Source organism: Roseovarius sp. PS-C2 (assembly GCF_018862045.1).
Lineage (GTDB): Bacteria > Pseudomonadota > Alphaproteobacteria > Rhodobacterales > Rhodobacteraceae > Roseovarius.
In genome coordinates, this window is the sequence record NZ_JAHKSQ010000002.1 from 1 (window position 1) to 17,447 (window position 17,447).

The following is a 17,447-nucleotide window of genomic DNA, read 5'->3' on the forward strand; positions in this document are numbered from 1 at the left end:
CGCGCCGGACGCTTGAGCAATTTGAGGGCTCCGCGCCCGGCGCGCTTGCCCAAAACGAAACCGAAGACTATGAAAACCAGACCCGCAGACTCTCGTTATGAATGAGGGAGCCTCGGGGGGCAGGTCAGCTCCACTACTTCCAATTTTTATAGCTAGCCAATCAACGTCTGAAGAAACGCAGACTGATGAAGTCCGATCCTTGATGGCCCAAATATCTGAACTCCATACCAGATTGGACGGAAAGACCGCGACACTCTCTGGCGGCTTGGGCACATTAATTGGAGACACAATATACTTTCAAAGTGACCTTGGGCGTTTCGAAGTTCAATTCGATGCAGGAAGAGAGGCAAGGCGGCTAATTGAGGGGTGTGAAATACCCCTTTTTGGGAATATCGATAGTCGTTGTGTTTTTGAAGTCGACGCTGAATTAAGGGTGTCGGAAAGCTATAGTCTGGCAGACGGTGGTGAAGTTGAATTAATCGTCTATAACGTCAGACAATAGCGGCGGAAAAACCTAAGCGTCTCCGCTTCAAAGCACCCAGCCCGCACCCCGACGCAGCCCGCGCGAACCGTGGCCCGAACCACCCCGGGAGCTGTCCTTTCGCGGGTGAGTGTCGGCTTTAAAGCTGCGGGGATCGTTCGGGGACGCGTGAGACAGCCGCCTTCGCCGTCCCCCGTCAGGTCACCTGCAGGACCCTTCCTTTCTGTTTTTCCGACCAAACCGCCCCCGGATAATGCCCCGGTCGGGAGCGTCGTCGGCGGTTTCGGATGGTTATCTTCGGCTTCGAAGGTCTCCTACCACCCCAGCCAGGTCCTTCCGAATGATCAACCGATGAACCGCGCGGGATGCCCCTCGCTCGAAAGTGCCCCGAACGATGCCCCCGCTCGGGGTGTCTCGGGTGACGGGTTCGACCGGCTCGGCGAGGCCTGTCCCACGCGGTCGTCGTCAGAGGTAGTCCGGATCGGACCCGTAGGCCCAGTGCTCCCAGTCGTCGCGCTTGTTGTCCCGCTGCGAGCCGATCTCCAAGTGGTCGGGGTTGATGCAGCTACGGTTATGGCACCGGTGGCGGACGACGCGGTCGCGTGAGGCGATCTCCTCGTTCAGGACGCAGTAGATGAAGCGATAGGCCTCCCACTGGTGTCCGTTGAAGCGGACCTTCTGGGGCTTCACCGTGTCGGTCACCCGACAGCCATTCTCATCCACCCGCGCAGCCTCAATGAGAGAGAAGGCCCGTCGCCGGGCCTCCTCAAGATGGTTTTCGATTATGTCACGAAACCGTTCCTCGCTGTCGTCTTCGAAGTATTCCAACATTATCTTCTCCTTACGATCATCAGCGGGTCCGGTTCCGGTGATCAGTCAAATGCGAGACGCACGTCTGTGGCCATTCCGAAATGCTCCGCAAGATTCTCTTCGAAGCCGTCGGGACCTTTCAGCTTTCCGCGATCCGCGCAGTAGCCTTTCTCTACCCATATTGCTCTCACGTAATCGCATCCGCCCCATTTGACTTTGTCTTTCCACCAACCAAGTTCGGACATCAGATGTTTGGTGGATGAGATGTTGCCATCCAAGTCCCCCTTCACGATCTTGACGATGTCCTGCTCAGGCAACGCGTGGATACCTTGTTCGGCGAGGTATTCGCGCAGCAAAGTCTTTCGCGTCGCTTCCGATGCGCCGTGAACCCGCCTCATCAGCGGTGTGGCATCATCGACGACGTTTAGAGTCTTCGCGTTGAAGCCCGGAGACTGCTTCCGCGCCATAAGCGCCCGGTAAAGGGCGGCGATCTTACGGTCGTCCTGCATGAACTCGTGTAGTCCTCCAACAATCCCGGAGAACTCGAGCGCATTCTCCCCGGATGCGTGGCCGTCATGGTCGATCTCGATCAGGTAGTACCTGCGATCTTCGGCCTCGATCCAGAGTGGCAGGTGGTTGGTCGTGAACAGGAAGCAGCAAAACTGCTTTACCCTTTCGGCGTCTACCCCCTTTCGTTCGGAAACGGTCTCAGTCTCGGTGATGTAAGTCTTCAACGCATTACCTTGGGACGAGCCACCCTTAAGGTTGACTTCCTCCGAGATCACCAGTTTGCTGGTCAAGACCGGCATGTTGAAGCGTCCTGTGAGCTTCTCAACGCTGTTCTGGACCAAGGTGTTCTCCTCGCCGAAGAGCCTCGCCACCAGCTTGCAAAGCGTACTTTTCCCGGAGCCTTTCGTTTCCGAGTAGAGCAGCGGTGCCCAAGCCGGTTTGTCGTCTTCATTCTGCAAGCTCCAGGACAGCCAATCCAGGAACTTTTCGCGCTCCTCGTCGCGGGTGAAGAAGACATCGAGGAAGTGTCCCGCAAGACCGAAATCCGCTTTCACGTCTTTCTCGTCCCGATAGGCAGGCTTTTTCCACGTGTTGACCTCTACGGTCCCGTTTCGCCATACGTATCGGTCGTCATGCCGGGGACGACAGACCATGCCTCCGCTCCAAACCGGAATCGACTGTTCCCGGTCGAAGTGCTTGGCTTCGAAGGTCCGTCTGAAGACATCCTTCAGGATCGCAGGTTCGCAGTACATTTTGCCATACTCCTCCTTGATCCTGATCAGACAGGCATGCTGGACGTCGTCTTTCGACAGCTTTACGTTCAACCGATCCACGGCGAAGTATTTGCTGTCTTTGCGGACGTACCACGAGCTGATCGCCGTCGAGAGAGCGCTTACCGCCGCCTCGCGATCTTCGTCCGTGGTCTGCCTGTCATCACCTCCAACTTTCTGAGTTGCCGTTTCGTTCTTAACGAGTTTCAATTGTTCAGTCATAGAATTTGGTTCGCCTTATTATTATTGATTATGCCGTCACGAACACCGCGACGGTGGCTTTGAACCTCCCGCTTCAACCTCTTCTCGCGTTTCCGAAACGCTTTATCAGGAGGTTCGTTGAAGTTTCGGGGAAACCGCCACATCTCTGGTTGGCGGGTCTGCTGCGTACTAGTCGGTGGCCCCTTTCGCCGCAACAAGGAGCGAGACATAGGAGCGCTCCCGGACGTGTTCAAGAGGTCGGCCCCAAAAAAATCCACGCGACCGCGTCGTCCGCCACCGGTGCCATAACCGTAGCTGCATCAACCCCGACCACTTGGAGATCGGCTCGCAGCGGGACAACAAGCGCGACGACTGGGAGCACTGGGCCTACGGGTCCGATCCGGACTACCTCTGACGACGACCGCGTGGGACAGGCCTCGCCGAGCCGGTCGAACCCGTCACCCGAGACACCCCGAGCGGGGGCATCGTTCGGGGCACTTTCGAGCGAGGGGCATCCCGCGCGGTTCATCGGTTGATCATTCGGAAGGACCTGGCTGGGGTGGTAGGATTCGAACCTACGATACACGGTACCAAAAACCGCTGCCTTACCACTTGGCTACACCCCAACGGTGACGCGCTAATTACTCTGGACCTCAGGGTGGTTCAAGGCCCGAAACGAAAAAAATCCAGCTTTCTTGAAACTGCCGTCAATCGAGGATTTCGTCGGCGCGGATGCCCCATATATCCGTTTTGGGCGCCCAGCCTTCATAGCCGCCTGCGGATAATTCACACCAGTCGCGCTGGCAGGATGAAATCCGTGCGATGACTCCGAGTTCCAGCCGGGCGATGATCATGGTGTCGGGTTGCGGGCGCGACAGAAGGTCCAGCATTTCTTTCTCCACGATCACCGTTCGGACACCGGACAGGAGAGAGTAGTGAACCCACCCGCCCGCGCCGTCGCGGTCGCGCACCCGGCGCCAATGGCCGTGTTCCGCAGTGATTTCCAGCGGTGCGTCCTTGCGTTTGAACACCCAGTCGATGCGATGCGTCAGGCTGGGGCCGCGACGAATGTTCGCTTCGCTGGCTTTCATCGAAACGAACCGGGGCAGGGGAAGGTTGGTCACGGGGCCGCGCTCCTGTGCCCCGGAGGTCGAAGGGACCAGGATTGCGCCTGCCGACAGCAGAAGAACGCTCAGCAGCGAAAGCACTGATTTCATGTCTGGTATCCGATTTCTGCCCGCGGATGCGATGGGGTTCTTGTGCCCCGCGCTTTCCTGCGCCACTCTGACATCAGACAAGAGCGATTGAAAGGGAAAGGAGGGGCCCGATGCCATCTGAACGCCTGAGTGTTGTCGTAACGCGACGCTTGCCTGACGCGGTCGAACGGCGGATGCAGGAATTGTTCGACGTTACTCTGCGCGAGGATGACAGCCCGATGAGCCGCTCCGAACTGACGCGGGCCGTCCAGCAGGCCGATATCCTGGTGCCGACCCTGACCGACCGGATCGACTCGACCCTGATCGCGCAGGCGGGAGATCGGTTGAAGCTGATCGCGAATTATGGCGCGGGGGTCGATCATATCGATGTTCAGACCGCCCGGCAGCACGGCATCCTGGTTTCCAATACCCCCGGTGTGGCGGCCGACGATACCGCGGATATGGCCATGGCGCTGATTCTCGGTGTGACGCGGCGTATCCCCGAGGGGCTTGCGATCATGCAATCGGGAGATTGGCAGGGATGGTCGCCCACGGCCCTGTTGGGCGGTCGTGTGGCGGGGCGCAGGCTGGGTATTCTGGGGCTGGGGCGAATCGGTCAGGCGGTCGCCCGCCGCGCATCGGCCTTCGGTATGCAGATCCACTATCACAATCGCCGCCGTCTGCGCCCGGAGATCGAGGAAGAACTCGAGGCCACATATTGGGAGAGCCTGGATCAGATGGTGGCGCGGATGGATGTGATCAGCATCAATTGCCCGCATACGCCTTCGACCTTTCATTTGATGAATGCCCGGCGACTGAAGCTGATGAAGCCTGACGCTGTGATCGTGAACACCAGCCGGGGCGAGGTGATCGACGAAAATGCCCTGACGCGCATGTTGCGGGCGGGCGAGATCGCTGGCGCGGGGCTGGATGTCTATGAGAACGGAACGGATGTGAACCCGCGTTTGCGTGAACTCAACAACGTTGTTTTATTGCCTCATATGGGATCGGCGACGGTCGAGGGGCGTCTTGAGATGGGCGAAAAGGTGATCCTGAACATCAAGACTTTCGATGACGGGCATCGTCCGCCCGATCAGGTGGTCCCGGCGATGTTGTAGCATCATGCCCGGTGCCTGTGTCCCGGTCGGGCAGGGAGGCGCAAAAGATGAAGTTACTGCACATTCTCGCTTGTTTCATGTTGGCGGGCGTGCCGGTATGGGGGCAGCAGGCGGCTGATACGGTCGCGCCCGAAGGGGCCGGTGCGGGGCTCGTTCAGGTGTCTCCGGCAGTCAGTGCCGCGCAGGATACCAAGGCCGATGGCCGTGCGGTTGTTGCCGAAAACTGGATGGTGGTTGCCGCGAATCCACTGGCCAGCGATGCCGGGGCAAAAGTGTTGAAAGCCGGCGGGACAGCTGCGGATGCGATGGTGGCGGTCCAGGCCGTTCTGGGGTTGGTCGAGCCGCAGAGTTCCGGGCTTGGAGGCGGCGCGTTCCTGGTCTGGCGCGATGGCGCGACGGGTGAAATCACCACATTGGATGGCCGCGAAACCGCGCCTCTGGCGGCGACGCCACGGCTGTTTCAGGATGCCGAAGGTCAGCCGCTGTCTTTCTACGATGCGGTTGTCGGCGGTCGGTCGGTCGGGGTGCCGGGGACGCCTGCGCTGATGCAGTCGGCGCATGACCGGTGGGGCCGAGCAGAGTGGGCCGGATTGTTCGATGATGCCATTCGGCTGGCCGAAGACGGGTTCGAGGTCAGCCCGAGGCTGGCGTTGATGGTGGCGGGGGATGCGCTGAAATTATCGCGTTTCGAGTCGACTCGCGCATATTTTTTCCCCGATGACAGTTTGCTCGAAGTCGGTACGCGCCTGCAAAATCCGGCTTATGCACGCAGTCTGCGCAGCCTTGCCGAAGAGGGGACCGACCCCTTTTACACAGGCGATATCGCAAGGGACATCGTTCGGACGGTGCAATCCGCGCCGGGCAATCCCGGTGTGATGAGCGAGGTCGATCTGGCCATTTACCGGGTCAGGGAGCGTGATCCGGTTTGTGTTCCGTATCGTGTGTATGAGGTCTGCGGTATGGGGCCTCCGTCATCGGGGGCGCTGACGGTCGGGCAAATTCTGGGGATGCTGGAGCCATATGACCTGGCGGAGATGGGGCCTGACAGTGCGCGGGCATGGCGACTGATCGGCGATGCCAGCCGTCTGGCTTTTGCGGACCGGGGCCGATACATGGCGGACAGTGATTTCGTGCCGGTGCCGGTTCAGGGGTTGGTGTCGCGTAACTACATGAAAACACGTTTAGAATTGTTGCGTGGTGACGATGCCTTGCCCGAGGTGGCGCCCGGAAAGCCCGAATTCGACCATAGCCTGAACTGGGTGGACGACGCGGCGATCGAGTTTCCTTCGACTTCGCATATCTCCATCGTGGATCGGTATGGCAATGCTTTGTCGATGACGACGACGATTGAAAATGCCTTTGGGTCGCGTCTGATGGTGCGCGGGTTCTTGTTGAACAACGAACTGACCGACTTTTCCTTTCGAAGTCATGAAGACGGCGTTCCGGTGGCCAACCGGGTAGAGCCGGGCAAGCGGCCGCGTTCCTCGATGGCGCCGACGATTGTCTTGAAGGATGGCGAGCCGGTTTTGATCGTGGGCAGCCCGGGCGGTAGCCGGATCATCGGCTATGTGGTCAAGGCGATCATTGCGCATCTGGACTGGAAAATGGATGTGCAACAAGCCGTTAGCCTGCCCAATCTGGTCAATCGCTTCGGTGTGTTCGACGTCGAGGCAGGCCGTGTATCGCCCGGTTTGGCGTCGGACCTTGGGGAGATGGGATACGAGGTGTCGCAGCAGCCTCTGGTTTCCGGCCTGCATGCCATTTCCATTGGCGAGGTGTTGCGTGGCGGGGCCGATCCAAGGCGCGAAGGCATCGCCCTGGGGGAGTGAACCGGCCCGAATCGAGCCATGAATCCGTATCGGTATAACGTCGGTATCGTGTCGGTATGACGTCGGTATCGTGTCGGTATGACGTCGGTGCGCGACCGGACTGGTGTGAGTGTGCCGATCAGTCGAACTTGCCCGAGGGTGCCAGAACGGTGGCCTCGCCGATCAGGACCTTCTTGCCGTTCACAAGGCAACGGCAATCCAGTTGCACGCGCCGCTTGGCGTGGTCGATGCCGATGACCTCGACTTCGGTGAAAACCGTGTCGCCGGGGCGAACCGGCCCGAGGAATTTGAGTGTCTGGCCCATGTAGACGGTGCCGTGCCCCGGAAGCTGTTCACCGATCACCGCTGAAACCAGCCCGGCGGTCAGCATGCCGTGTGCGATGCGCCCCTCGAAAATGGTATCCTGCGCATAGGCGTCATCCAGATGGACCGGGTTCCGGTCGGTCGACACCTGCGCGAACATTTCGATATCCTCGTCCGTCACGACTTTGCGCAGGCTGCGCGTCATGCCCATCTCGATTTCTTCGATGGTGATGGTTCCGCGCGGCAAGTTATCCAACATTCGACCCTCCTGGTTGGTCGGTGGGTAATAATCGAGACGCTATTGCGTCAAATGTTGGAACTTTATTGCTTTGCGGGCGCAGAAAATCAAGGCCTATTTTACCTAGCGAAGCTGCCCGATGGTATAGGTCGGGAGCATTTTCTCGTTTTCCAGAAAGGCAGTTAGCGCCTTTTCATCGGGTTGGTGCGACGTTTTGGTTTCTGTCGCCGCCAGCCCGCCGGAAATGAACAGGGAATCGATGTCTTCCCCCAAGGCACCAGCGATGTCGGTGTGAATCCCGTCTCCGATCGCCAGAATTGCGCTGTTCTCCACGTCATGGCCGGTTGCGGCCAGACGGCGGCGGGCCAGGTCGTAGATCGGCGGATGGGGCTTGCCGAAATACAGGCTTTCGCCGCCCATTTCCGTGTAAAGCCGCGCCAGGGCCCCGGCGCACCATTCACGGTGATCGCCCCTGTCGACGACGATGTCGGGGTTGGCGCAAAGCAGTTTCAGCCCCTTCTGCTTGGCGTACAGGAAATCGGGGCGATACACGGCAGGATCGGCGGTGGGGTCGAACGGGCCGGTGCAAACGATGCCCTCGGCCTGATCCAGAGGTACGAGCCGCACATCGACCGGGTCTTCGATGACCTGCAGGGGTTCGAAAAACCTGGTGTCGCGATCTTCGCCGATGAAATAGACCTTTTCACCGACCATGCCGCGGAACATCGCTGCGCGGGCGCTGTCGCCCGAGGTGGCGATGCTGTCCCAGCAATCGCGCGGCACGCCGAAATGATCCAGTTGTTTTTCCACCCCAAGACGCGGGCGCGGCGAATTGGTGACCAGAACCACCACGCCCCCGGAGTCACGGTAGGTCTGCAGGGCGGTCACGGCGGCGGGCAGGGCGCGCACCCCATTGTGCACGCAGCCCCACAGATCGACGAACAAGGCGTCGTAACGGTCTGAAATCTCGGAAAGCGATTGAATAATCTGGGTCATGGTTCTTCGTATGGGAATAGTGGGAGTGGTTCCCTAGCTATGGCAGCGCGGCAACGGATTGGCCACAGGGAATTGTCTTCGTGTTTTCCACCCCGCGCCGATAAGGTTTTCATACGCTTGCAGATTCATTTCTTGGGCGGAGTGGTAATCCGTCTATGTCTTGAAAGAATGCCGGTTCCGCTTTACGCCCGGACCTCGTTGAGTGGGCAGGTGTCCGACGAACAGGAGAGTCTGAGTGGGATGAGGAGTGCTGTGTTGAAAGCGAAGGGAACGCCATGAGCGCGGCACGCGATGCTTTCGTTGCCGCCATGCGGCAGGTGGCGGCCACGGTGACCGTTGTGACGAGCGATGGCCCGGCCGGGCGTATGGGCGCCACGGTAAGCGCGTTTACCTCATTGTCGGCTGATCCGCCGACGGTTCTGGTGTGCCTCAAGACCGACAGCCGCATCGCCAAGTCGGTTGCCGCCAACGGTGTTTTTACAGTCAACGTATTGCACGAGGATGCAATCGAACTGGCGCGGCGGTTTGCCGGGGCTTTCGACGATGAAACGCCTGACAGGTTTCATGGAACCGAGGTGACCCCGACCGAATTCGGGCCGATCCTGCCGCGTGCCACGGCGTTTACCTGCCGGCTTGAGCAAAGCTATATTCACAGCACTCATCTGATCTGTATCGGCGCGGTGACGGGCATTTCCAATGCCGGGGAAAAGCCGCTGACCTATATGCACGGTGCGTTTCACGTCGTTCGTCCCAAGACGGACCGTTGAGCGCATGAAAAACGCCCGCAGCCGGGGCTGCGGGCGCTGATCTGTGTGCAGACCGTTTATGAGTTCAGACGGCCAGGTTCGGAATGATCTGTTTCTTGCGGCTCATCACGCCGGGCAGAACGACGCTGTCGCCGTCCACTTTCGCGCCAAAGGATTTCTCGGCCACGGTTTTCACCAGATCGTTGGGCACCAGCAGGGTGGCTTCCTCGTTGAGGATATCGACCACGAACAGCAGAACCTGATCGACGCCATCCTCACCTGCGACGGTGGTCATGCTGTCCATCAGGCTGGCCTTGCGGTCCAGAACGATGCCGGGCGCGGTGGTTTCCAGAACGCTGACCCGGAACTTCGTATCGCCCACGGCATATTCCTTGGAATCCATACGCAGCAATTCGGCGTCGGAAAAGGCGCTGACATCCGATTTGGCGGCAAACATTTCGGCGGCGTAATCGCCGATATTGACGTTCAGGTCGGCGGCCAGCTTGTTGGCGACGCCACGGTCGTGGTCTGTGGTGGTGGGGCTGCGGAATTCCAGCGTGTCGGACAGGATGCAGGTCAGTGCCGCGCCTTTGATGGCTTCGGGCATTTTGGCGGCGTCATCGCCCATCAGGTCGACCAGAATTGTCGCGGTGCAGGCCAGCGGGCGCACGGTGATGTCGATGGGGCCTTTGGTTTCCAGGCCGCCGACCAGTTTGTGATGGTCGATGATCGCACGCACATCGGCGTCGTTGATGGATGCGGGCAGTTCGGCGGGGTTGTTGGTGTCGACGATCACGCAGGGCTGATCGGCTTCGACATCGTCGATGATGCGCGGTTTGGGCAGGTTCCACTTGTCCAGCATGAAGGCGGCTTCGGTGTTGGGTTCTCCCAGAAGGACGGGCTCGGCCTTGGTGCCCTGAACCTCATTGAGGTACCAGGCCCAGACGATGGGCGAGCCGGTGGAATCGGTATCGGGGGATTTATGGCCGAAAACGAGTTGCGTCATTGTCGCTGTCCTTGAACGTTTGGAACGGATTTGCGCGCCTTATAGGGGCATGATCCGTGCTTGTCACCCATCCATGCCGCGCTGCGGCGGCGCGGATCGGCCGGGGCTTGCCGACCGCCGGATGATCGGTGGCAGGATATTTCAGAACGGCAGGCGCTCGATCGTGAAACCTTCGTTCTCCAACAGGTGCAGGACGCCGTTCTCGCCGGGCAGGTGCGCCGCGCCGACGGCGGCGAACAGGACGTCCTCGGGCGCGTTCAACAGAACGTCGATCCAGCCGGTGTTGCGGTCGGTCAGCAGCAGGCGTTCAAAGCGGTCGAAGTCTTCTTGCGCGGCGTCGCCGCCAAACGTGACCGAGACGGCGCGCGAATAGCTCCAGATCAGGGCGATTTCCTGATTCAGATAGCGTTGCCGCAGGGTATACGCCATGTCGTCGGGATTACCGGGCCAGGCAAAGAACAACCGGATCATGTCGAGTTGCTCGTCCATTGGGAAACTGTCGAGCATCTCCAGCAACGTGCGAAAATCTTCCAGAGACCGGGACGGCGTGCCACGAGAGGCGGCATGATCGCCGATCAGTTTGTCGATCCCCGCACCGTCCATCGCGCCATTGCGTGCCTCGCACGGGCCGATGCCCAGCATCATCGCGGCCCAGACCGGTTTGAACTTGGCGGCAAAGAATGGCGGGATGGTGCGGGCGCGCATTTCGTCCGAGAAACGCTGCCACTCGTCCTCTTCCAGCAGGTCGGGCAGGGTTTTGCCCTCCGTGATGAACATCAACGAGGGGTCTTCGGCCAGCGCGCGTTCCATCGCGGACTGATCGTCGTTCGAGACTTCCAGATAGACGGCTCCGGCGGTCTCGATCATCGGTTTCAGGTTTTCGAGATGCCGCAGCGTTTCATCGTGTGGGAAATGATACGTGCCGAATAGCGTGATCCGCGTGTCGCCACGGGTGGCCTGCCACAGCAGCCCTTCGGAATGCGGCATTGCTGCGGCCTGCGATTCGAGCGCATCGCGTTCGGTCTTGGGCATGGCTGCAATCAGGTCGGTGCCTTCGCAGCGGGCGAAGGCGGCAAGGGGTTGCAGACTCAGGACCAGAATGATCAGTGCACGCAGCATCGTCTTCTCCTGTGGGGAACGGGCACAGGCTAGAGCGCCGTGTGCTGGCCTGCAATCGGAGTTCCAAAAAATTTTGCCGGACTTGTTGACAGCTTTGGCGGACCTCCTTAGCTATGCGCCGTTAGCACTCGAATACGAGGAGTGCTAACGGCCCCGTGACGGGGCCGTTTAGGGAGAAACTTTGAGCCAAGGAGCCAAAGACATGGCATTCAAACCGCTGCATGACCGCGTGCTCGTCCGCCGCGTTGAAAGCGAAGAGAAAACCGCAGGCGGCCTGATCATCCCCGACAGCGCCAAGGAAAAGCCCCAGCAGGGCGAAGTCGTCGCCGTTGGCGAAGGCGGCCGCAAGGACAGCGGCGAACTGATCGAGATGGCCGTGAAAGCCGGTGACACCGTGCTGTTCGGCAAATGGTCGGGCACCGAGATCACCCTCGATGGTGAAGAGCTGCTGATCATGAAGGAAAGCGATATCCTGGGCGTTATGTCCTGATCGCCTTATCCGTAACGCACACTACTGAACTGATAGTCAGGAGAGACACACATGTCTGCTAAAGACGTCAAATTCGACACCGATGCCCGCAACCAGATGCTGCGCGGCGTCAACATCCTGGCCGACGCGGTCAAGGTGACGCTCGGCCCGAAAGGCCGCAACGTGGTTCTGGACAAGTCCTTTGGCGCACCGCGCATCACCAAGGACGGTGTTTCGGTCGCCAAGGAAATCGAACTGGAAGACAAGTTCGAGAACATGGGCGCGCAGATGGTCAAAGAAGTGGCCAGCCGCACCAATGACGAAGCCGGCGACGGCACCACCACCGCCACCGTGCTGGCTCAGGCCATCGTCAAGGAAGGCATGAAAGCCGTGGCCGCGGGCATGAACCCGATGGACCTCAAGCGCGGTATCGACCTGGCCACCGCCAAGGTCGTCGAAGCGATCAAAGCCGCTGCGCGTCCGGTCGAAAACTCGGACGAAGTTGCCCAGGTCGGCACCATTTCGGCCAACGGCGAAGCCGAAATCGGCCGTCAGATCGCGGATGCGATGCAGAAGGTCGGCAATGACGGCGTTATCACCGTCGAGGAAAACAAGGGTCTGGAAACCGAGACCGACGTTGTCGAAGGCATGCAGTTCGACCGTGGGTACCTGTCGCCCTATTTCGTCACCAACTCGGACAAGATGATTGCCGATCTGGAAGACTGCCTGATCCTGCTGCACGAGAAGAAACTGTCGAGCCTTCAGCCGATGGTTCCGCTGCTCGAGCAGGTCATCCAGTCGCAGAAGCCGCTGCTGATCATCGCCGAAGACGTGGAAGGCGAAGCCCTGGCCACGCTGGTGGTCAACAAGCTGCGCGGTGGTCTGAAGATCGCTGCCGTCAAGGCTCCGGGCTTTGGCGATCGCCGCAAGGCCATGCTGCAGGACATCGCAATCCTGACCGGCGGTCAGGTCATCAGCGAAGACCTGGGCATGAAGCTGGAATCGGTCACCATGGACATGCTGGGTTCGGCCAAGAAAGTGTCGATCACCAAGGACGAAACCACCATCGTCGACGGTGCTGGCGACAAGGCCGAAATCGAGGCGCGTGTGGGCCAGATCCGCACCCAGATCGAAGAAACCACCAGCGACTACGACCGTGAGAAGCTGCAGGAACGTGTTGCCAAACTGGCAGGCGGCGTGGCCGTCATCCGCGTTGGCGGCATGACCGAAGTCGAAGTGAAAGAGCGCAAGGACCGTGTCGATGACGCGCTGAACGCGACCCGCGCGGCCGTTCAGGAAGGCATCGTTGTCGGCGGTGGCGTGGCCCTGATCCAGGGTGCCAAGGTGCTGGAAGGCGTCGAAGGCGCCAATGCCGATCAGAACAACGGTGTTGCCATCGTGCGCAAGGCTCTGGAAGCTCCGCTGCGCCAGATCGCCGAGAACGCCGGTGTCGACGGTTCGGTCGTGGCTGGCAAGATCCGCGAAAGCGACGACGTCAAGTTCGGCTACAACGCTCAGACCGAAGAATATGGCGACATGTTCACCTTCGGCGTGATCGACCCTGCCAAAGTGGTTCGCACCGCTCTGGAAGACGCGGCATCGGTTGCCGGTCTGCTGATCACCACCGAAGCGATGGTGGCCGACAAGCCGCAAAAAGACGGCGCTGCCGGTGGCGGCATGCCCGACATGGGCGGCATGGGCGGCATGATGTAATCATCCGCACATCTGTGCTAACGGATCGGGGTCGCCTTTCGGGGCGGCCCCTTTTCTTTGCGAGGATGCGATGACCAAAACCCCCGGTTTCACCCGTGACATGCGCCCCGGCGAGGAGGCCGGTGTGGAGGCCCTGCTGCGTCTTGCGTTTGGCGGCCTTGATGAGGCGCGGTTGGTTGCGGCCCTGCGCAAAAGCGGTGCGATGGCGGGCGAGATGGTTTTGCCCTGTGATGGCGAGATTGTCGGGTATTACGCCCTGTCGCGTTTCATCCGTCCCAAAGGCTGGTTGTGCCTTGCACCGGTGGCGATTCACCCTGACTGGCAAGGAATGCGGCACGGCAAGCGGATGATCGGCCAGTTGACGGAATGGGCGCGTCTGAGTGGCACTTATGTTGTCGTTCTGGGCCAGCCCGCGTTCTATGGCAAGGCGGGGTTCAGTCTGGACCGTGCGGCAGGGCTGACCTCGCCCTATCCGATCACGCAGACGTTGCTGGCCGGTCCGGGACAGGATGTGCCAGAACAGGCACTGACCTATCCCAAAGCCTTCGAGGGACTTTGATGCGCCTCTTCCTCCTGGTCGCCCTGACAATGGGGGCCTTTGCCGCCAATTCGGTTCTGAACCGGCTGGCCCTGGCCGGGGGCACGATTGATCCCGTCAGTTTCGGCACGATCCGATTGGTGGCCGGGGCGGTGATGCTGTTTGCTCTGGTGATGCTTTTGCGCGGTGGTTTGCGTCTTTCGGGGCCGGGGCGCATTGTCGGTGGGCTGTCTTTGTTGGTTTATATCTATGGGTTTTCGCTGGCCTATACCGAACTGGATTCGGGACTGGGTGCGCTGATCCTGTTCGGAGTGGTGCAGATCACCATGTTTTCGGGGGCGGTTCTGGGGGCCGAGACCCTGCCGGCCCGCCGCTGGATCGGGGCAGGGCTGGCTTTTGCCGGTCTGGTCTGGCTGTTGTTGCCGGGGCAGGAGGCACAGAAGAGTGTCAGCCTTTGGCACGGAGCGTTGATGGCATTGGCGGGCATCGGGTGGGGGATTTATTCCCTGAATGGCCGGCGCAGCGGTGATGCATTGCAGGCGACCGCCGCCAATTTCATACTGAGTGCGCCCGTGGCGCTGTTGTTGGCGGCGGTACTCTGGGTCAAAGGGGACGGCAGCCAAATTGGTGGGCACGGAGCCGTTCTGGCGATCGTGTCGGGGGGCGCGACCTCGGGGATGGGATATGCGTTGTGGTATACTCTTTTGCCGCGTCTGGAGGCCTCTCTGGCGGCGGTCGCACAATTGACAGTGCCGGTTCTCGCCATGCTGGGTGGGATGCTGTTCCTGTCCGAGCCTCTGACCTGGCGTTTTGTCAGCGCCGCAGGAATGGTCATGGCCGGGGTTGCACTGTCGGCAATCCCTAAACGTCAAAGCGGATCGCGATGATCTCGAGTTCGACGGTGCCTGTGGGCTTTTGCCAATCCACAACGTCGCCGACACGGGCCTCCATCAATGCCCGCGCCAGCGGCGAAAAGGCTGCAATCAGGCGCTGAGCGGGGTCGGATTCATCCTCGCCCACGATGGTGTAGGATGTCTCGATGCCGTCCTCATCCACGACGGTCACGGTGGCGCCAAAACTGACATGGCCGGGTGGGTCTTCGGGCGGTTCGACCAGAATGGCCGAGGCCAGCCGGGCCTCGACATAACGCAGGTCGCGTTCGGCCACGGCCAATGGGTAACTGTCGGCCATATAGTCGCGATTTTCACGCAGGCGGGCGATCTCGGATTCCAGTTCGTCAGCACGCGCCTTGAGTTGCGCCATTCCTCGCGGAGTGACGTGGTTGGGGTGCTCACTGATCGGAAGGTCGGGCAGGCGCTGTGGCGTCGTGCCGTCCTCTTCCTTGGTAAAGGCCTTGTTCATCGTGTTACTTCACCGGTATTGCCGGTGGATCATAGCCTACAGCGTCTCAAAACGCGAGATTGGTGGGCTACCGGGTTTTCGTCGCCATCATCCGGCATGGGAACATGCGCCCCTTTCAAGCGATATTGGGGCTGTTGCAACGGGGCAAATAAGCCTATCTCAAGTGGCATGAAAGCGATCCTCGCCACCCTTGCCCTGATCCTGTCCGCGCCCGCTGCGCTGGCCGATTGCGTTGTCTTGCTGCATGGGCTGGCGCGTACCGACGCGTCCTTCATCGTCATGGAAGAGGTCTTGCAGGCGCAGGGGTATACGACGTTTCGCCCCGACTACCCGTCGACCGAGTTGAACATTCATCAACTGGCCGAAGAAACGCTACCCTATGCCGTGCGGGTCTGCGGGGATGCCCGTATTCATTTCGTCGCGCATTCGATGGGGGGGATTTTGCTGCGGTTCTGGTTGCAGGACCATCGCCCCGAACGAATGGGGCGCGTTGTCATGCTGGGGACGCCGAACCATGGCTCGGAACTGGTGGACGAACTGGGCGGCCTGGAGTTGTTCGAGTGGCTGAACGGCCCTGCGGGCATGCAGCTTGAGACCGGGCAGAACGGCGTGCCCGAACAATTGCCGCCGGTGGATTTCGAACTGGGGGTGATCGCGGGGACACGCTCGCTCAACCCGTATTTCTCGACCCTGATCGAGGGCGCGGATGACGGCAAGGTCTCGGTCGCCTCGACACGCGTCGAAGGTATGGCCGATCACATCACCCTGCCGGTCACGCATACATTCATGATGAACAATCCCTTGGTGATCGCGCAGACCGAAGCCTTTTTGCGTGACGGCAAGTTCGATCACGAGATGGGCATAGGCGATCTGTTCCGGGGAGGATCACAATGACGATGCCCGATTTGCGACTGGTCGGAGCGCAGGTGCTGACCTCTGATGGCCTGGCCGATCAACCGCTGGTGCTGTCGGAGGGGCGCATCGCCGATGGCGGCAAGGCGCGGGACGTGGACCTGAGCGGGTTCATGGTGATGCCCGGTATCGTCGATATTCACGGCGACGCGTTTGAAAAACACCTCGCGCCTCGTCGTGGCGCGATGAAGGATCTGGATCAGGGCCTGATCGCGACCGAGGCCGAACTGGCGGCAAGCGGGATCACCACCGCCATTATGGCGCAGTTCTACAGTTGGGAAGGGGGGATGCGCGGGGCGGAATTTGCCGGGCGTGTCTTTGCCGCACTGGAGCAGGTACGTGATCGCCTGGTGACTGATATGCGTCCGCAATTGCGGTTCGAAATCTCGATGACCGGGGAGTATCCGGCGGTGACCGAGATGGTGGCGGCGCACCGCATTCCCTATCTGGTGTTCAACGATCACCTGCCGCACGAGGAGCTGGCCAGGGGCAAACGCCCGCCGCGTCTGACAGGGCAGGCCCTGCGGATCGGGCGGAACCCGGAAAAGCATCTGGAATACATGCAGGCGTTGCACGCCGGAATGAACGAAGTGCCGGCCATGCTGGACGAGCTTTGCACCGATCTGACGGCGCGTGGGGTTCTGTTGGGCAGCCATGACGATCATACTGCGGACGATCGCGCCGCATGGCGTGCGCGCGGGGTGCGGATTGCCGAGTTTCCCGAAACCCTGGAGGCCGCCGAGGCCGCGCATGGCGCGGGCGATGCGGTGTTGCTGGGCGCGCCCAACACGGTGCGGGGCGGGTCGCACAAGGGCAATGTCAGCGCAACGGATCTGGTGGTGATGGGCTATTGCGATGCTTTGGCGTCGGACTATCATTACCCCTCGTTGCGCCGTGCCGCGCTGCAACTGGCGGACAGCGGCGTTCTGGATCTGGCCGGAGCCTGGGGGTTGATTTCCAGCGGTCCCGCACGGGTTTTAGGGCTGGCGGACAGGGGCGAGTTGACAGCTGGCAACCGGGCCGACTTGGTCGTTCTGGACGCTGAAACCCGCAATGTCTGCGCCACCCTTTCAGGCGGGCAGGTCAGTTACCTGAGCGGGGAGGCCGCGCGCCGCTTTCTGGCCTGAGCG

Annotated in this window: 17 protein-coding genes, 1 tRNA gene and 1 pseudogene; 10 read left to right on the forward strand and 9 right to left on the reverse strand. The window is 60.5% G+C overall.

Annotation, left to right across the window (positions count from 1 at the left end; translation table 11 throughout):
- Nucleotides 1-946: 946 nt before the first annotated feature.
- Nucleotides 947-1,312 (reverse strand): HNH endonuclease, encoded by a 366-nt coding sequence (locus KPG71_RS03295; RefSeq protein WP_216336727.1) that lies wholly within the window; start codon nucleotides 1,310-1,312, stop codon nucleotides 947-949.
- 41 nt (nucleotides 1,313-1,353) lie between these two features.
- Entirely contained in the window at nucleotides 1,354-2,793 is a 1,440-nt protein-coding gene (locus tag KPG71_RS03300; RefSeq protein ID WP_216336728.1) for a primase-helicase family protein, read from the reverse strand.
- A 271-nt stretch (nucleotides 2,794-3,064) separates the two neighbouring features.
- Between KPG71_RS03300 and KPG71_RS19815 the strand changes: the two are divergent.
- Nucleotides 3,065-3,187, forward strand: a pseudogene (locus KPG71_RS19815) (HNH endonuclease); the annotation flags it as partial.
- Between the two features lie 136 nt (nucleotides 3,188-3,323).
- On the opposite strand, the gene KPG71_RS03310 reads toward KPG71_RS19815, so the two are convergent.
- Nucleotides 3,324-3,398: transfer RNA gene (locus KPG71_RS03310), tRNA-Gln, on the reverse strand.
- An 81-nt stretch (nucleotides 3,399-3,479) separates the two neighbouring features.
- Nucleotides 3,480-3,989, reverse strand: coding sequence for an SH3 domain-containing protein (locus tag KPG71_RS03315; protein WP_216336729.1), 510 nt, complete (start codon nucleotides 3,987-3,989; stop codon nucleotides 3,480-3,482).
- Between the two features lie 110 nt (nucleotides 3,990-4,099).
- Here KPG71_RS03315 and KPG71_RS03320 point away from each other — a divergent pair, with 110 nt between their 5' ends.
- Nucleotides 4,100-5,086, forward strand: coding sequence for a D-glycerate dehydrogenase (locus tag KPG71_RS03320; RefSeq protein WP_216336730.1), 987 nt, complete (start codon nucleotides 4,100-4,102; stop codon nucleotides 5,084-5,086).
- Between the two features lie 47 nt (nucleotides 5,087-5,133).
- On the forward strand, nucleotides 5,134-6,915 hold the full coding sequence (gene ggt, locus KPG71_RS03325) for a gamma-glutamyltransferase (RefSeq protein WP_216336731.1): 1,782 nt from the start codon (nucleotides 5,134-5,136) through the stop codon (nucleotides 6,913-6,915).
- 118 nt (nucleotides 6,916-7,033) lie between these two features.
- Here ggt and KPG71_RS03330 read toward each other — a convergent pair whose 3' ends face one another.
- A complete protein-coding gene (locus KPG71_RS03330; protein ID WP_073037264.1) occupies nucleotides 7,034-7,477 on the reverse strand; it encodes a MaoC family dehydratase in 444 nt (147 codons plus the stop codon).
- Nucleotides 7,478-7,579: 102 nt separating this feature from the next.
- Nucleotides 7,580-8,452 carry a TIGR01459 family HAD-type hydrolase gene (locus tag KPG71_RS03335; protein WP_216336732.1) on the reverse strand — a complete coding sequence of 291 codons (873 nt, stop codon included), beginning with the start codon at nucleotides 8,450-8,452 and terminating at the stop codon, nucleotides 7,580-7,582.
- Between the two features lie 275 nt (nucleotides 8,453-8,727).
- Here KPG71_RS03335 and KPG71_RS03340 point away from each other — a divergent pair, with 275 nt between their 5' ends.
- Nucleotides 8,728-9,219 (forward strand): flavin reductase family protein, encoded by a 492-nt coding sequence (locus tag KPG71_RS03340; RefSeq protein WP_216336733.1) that lies wholly within the window; start codon nucleotides 8,728-8,730, stop codon nucleotides 9,217-9,219.
- A gap of 64 nt (nucleotides 9,220-9,283) precedes the next feature.
- Here KPG71_RS03340 and KPG71_RS03345 read toward each other — a convergent pair whose 3' ends face one another.
- Together KPG71_RS03345 and KPG71_RS03350 are read right to left on the reverse strand one after the other, a co-directional pair.
- Entirely contained in the window at nucleotides 9,284-10,204 is a 921-nt protein-coding gene (locus KPG71_RS03345; protein WP_216336734.1) for a manganese-dependent inorganic pyrophosphatase, read from the reverse strand.
- A gap of 141 nt (nucleotides 10,205-10,345) precedes the next feature.
- Nucleotides 10,346-11,323, reverse strand: a complete 978-nt coding sequence (locus KPG71_RS03350) for a TraB/GumN family protein (protein WP_216336735.1) — start codon at nucleotides 11,321-11,323, stop codon at nucleotides 10,346-10,348.
- Between the two features lie 202 nt (nucleotides 11,324-11,525).
- Between KPG71_RS03350 and groES the strand changes: the two genes are divergently transcribed.
- The 4 genes from groES (at nucleotide 11,526) to KPG71_RS03370 (ending at nucleotide 14,930) form a co-directional block, all read left to right on the forward strand.
- Nucleotides 11,526-11,813 carry a co-chaperone GroES gene (groES, locus tag KPG71_RS03355; protein ID WP_073037254.1) on the forward strand — a complete coding sequence of 96 codons (288 nt, stop codon included), beginning with the start codon at nucleotides 11,526-11,528 and terminating at the stop codon, nucleotides 11,811-11,813.
- 51 nt (nucleotides 11,814-11,864) lie between these two features.
- Nucleotides 11,865-13,505 (forward strand): chaperonin GroEL, encoded by a 1,641-nt coding sequence (gene groL / locus KPG71_RS03360; protein ID WP_216336736.1) that lies wholly within the window; start codon nucleotides 11,865-11,867, stop codon nucleotides 13,503-13,505.
- Nucleotides 13,506-13,575: 70 nt separating this feature from the next.
- On the forward strand, nucleotides 13,576-14,064 hold the full coding sequence (locus KPG71_RS03365; protein ID WP_216336737.1) for a GNAT family N-acetyltransferase: 489 nt from the start codon (nucleotides 13,576-13,578) through the stop codon (nucleotides 14,062-14,064).
- On the forward strand, nucleotides 14,064-14,930 hold the full coding sequence (locus KPG71_RS03370) for a DMT family transporter (protein ID WP_216336738.1): 867 nt from the start codon (nucleotides 14,064-14,066) through the stop codon (nucleotides 14,928-14,930). Before KPG71_RS03365 ends, KPG71_RS03370 begins: the two co-directional genes overlap by 1 nt.
- Here KPG71_RS03370 and KPG71_RS03375 read toward each other — a convergent pair.
- Nucleotides 14,905-15,405 (reverse strand): GreA/GreB family elongation factor, encoded by a 501-nt coding sequence (locus KPG71_RS03375; RefSeq protein ID WP_216336739.1) that lies wholly within the window; start codon nucleotides 15,403-15,405, stop codon nucleotides 14,905-14,907. The genes KPG71_RS03370 and KPG71_RS03375 overlap by 26 nt on opposite strands.
- A 168-nt stretch (nucleotides 15,406-15,573) precedes the next feature.
- On the opposite strand from KPG71_RS03375, the gene KPG71_RS03380 reads away from it, so the two are divergent.
- Nucleotides 15,574-16,299 carry a triacylglycerol lipase gene (locus KPG71_RS03380; protein ID WP_216336740.1) on the forward strand — a complete coding sequence of 242 codons (726 nt, stop codon included), beginning with the start codon at nucleotides 15,574-15,576 and terminating at the stop codon, nucleotides 16,297-16,299.
- Nucleotides 16,296-17,444, forward strand: coding sequence for an alpha-D-ribose 1-methylphosphonate 5-triphosphate diphosphatase (locus KPG71_RS03385; protein ID WP_216336741.1), 1,149 nt, complete (start codon nucleotides 16,296-16,298; stop codon nucleotides 17,442-17,444). Before KPG71_RS03380 ends, KPG71_RS03385 begins: the two co-directional genes overlap by 4 nt.
- The last annotated feature ends 3 nt before the right edge of the window (nucleotides 17,445-17,447 follow it).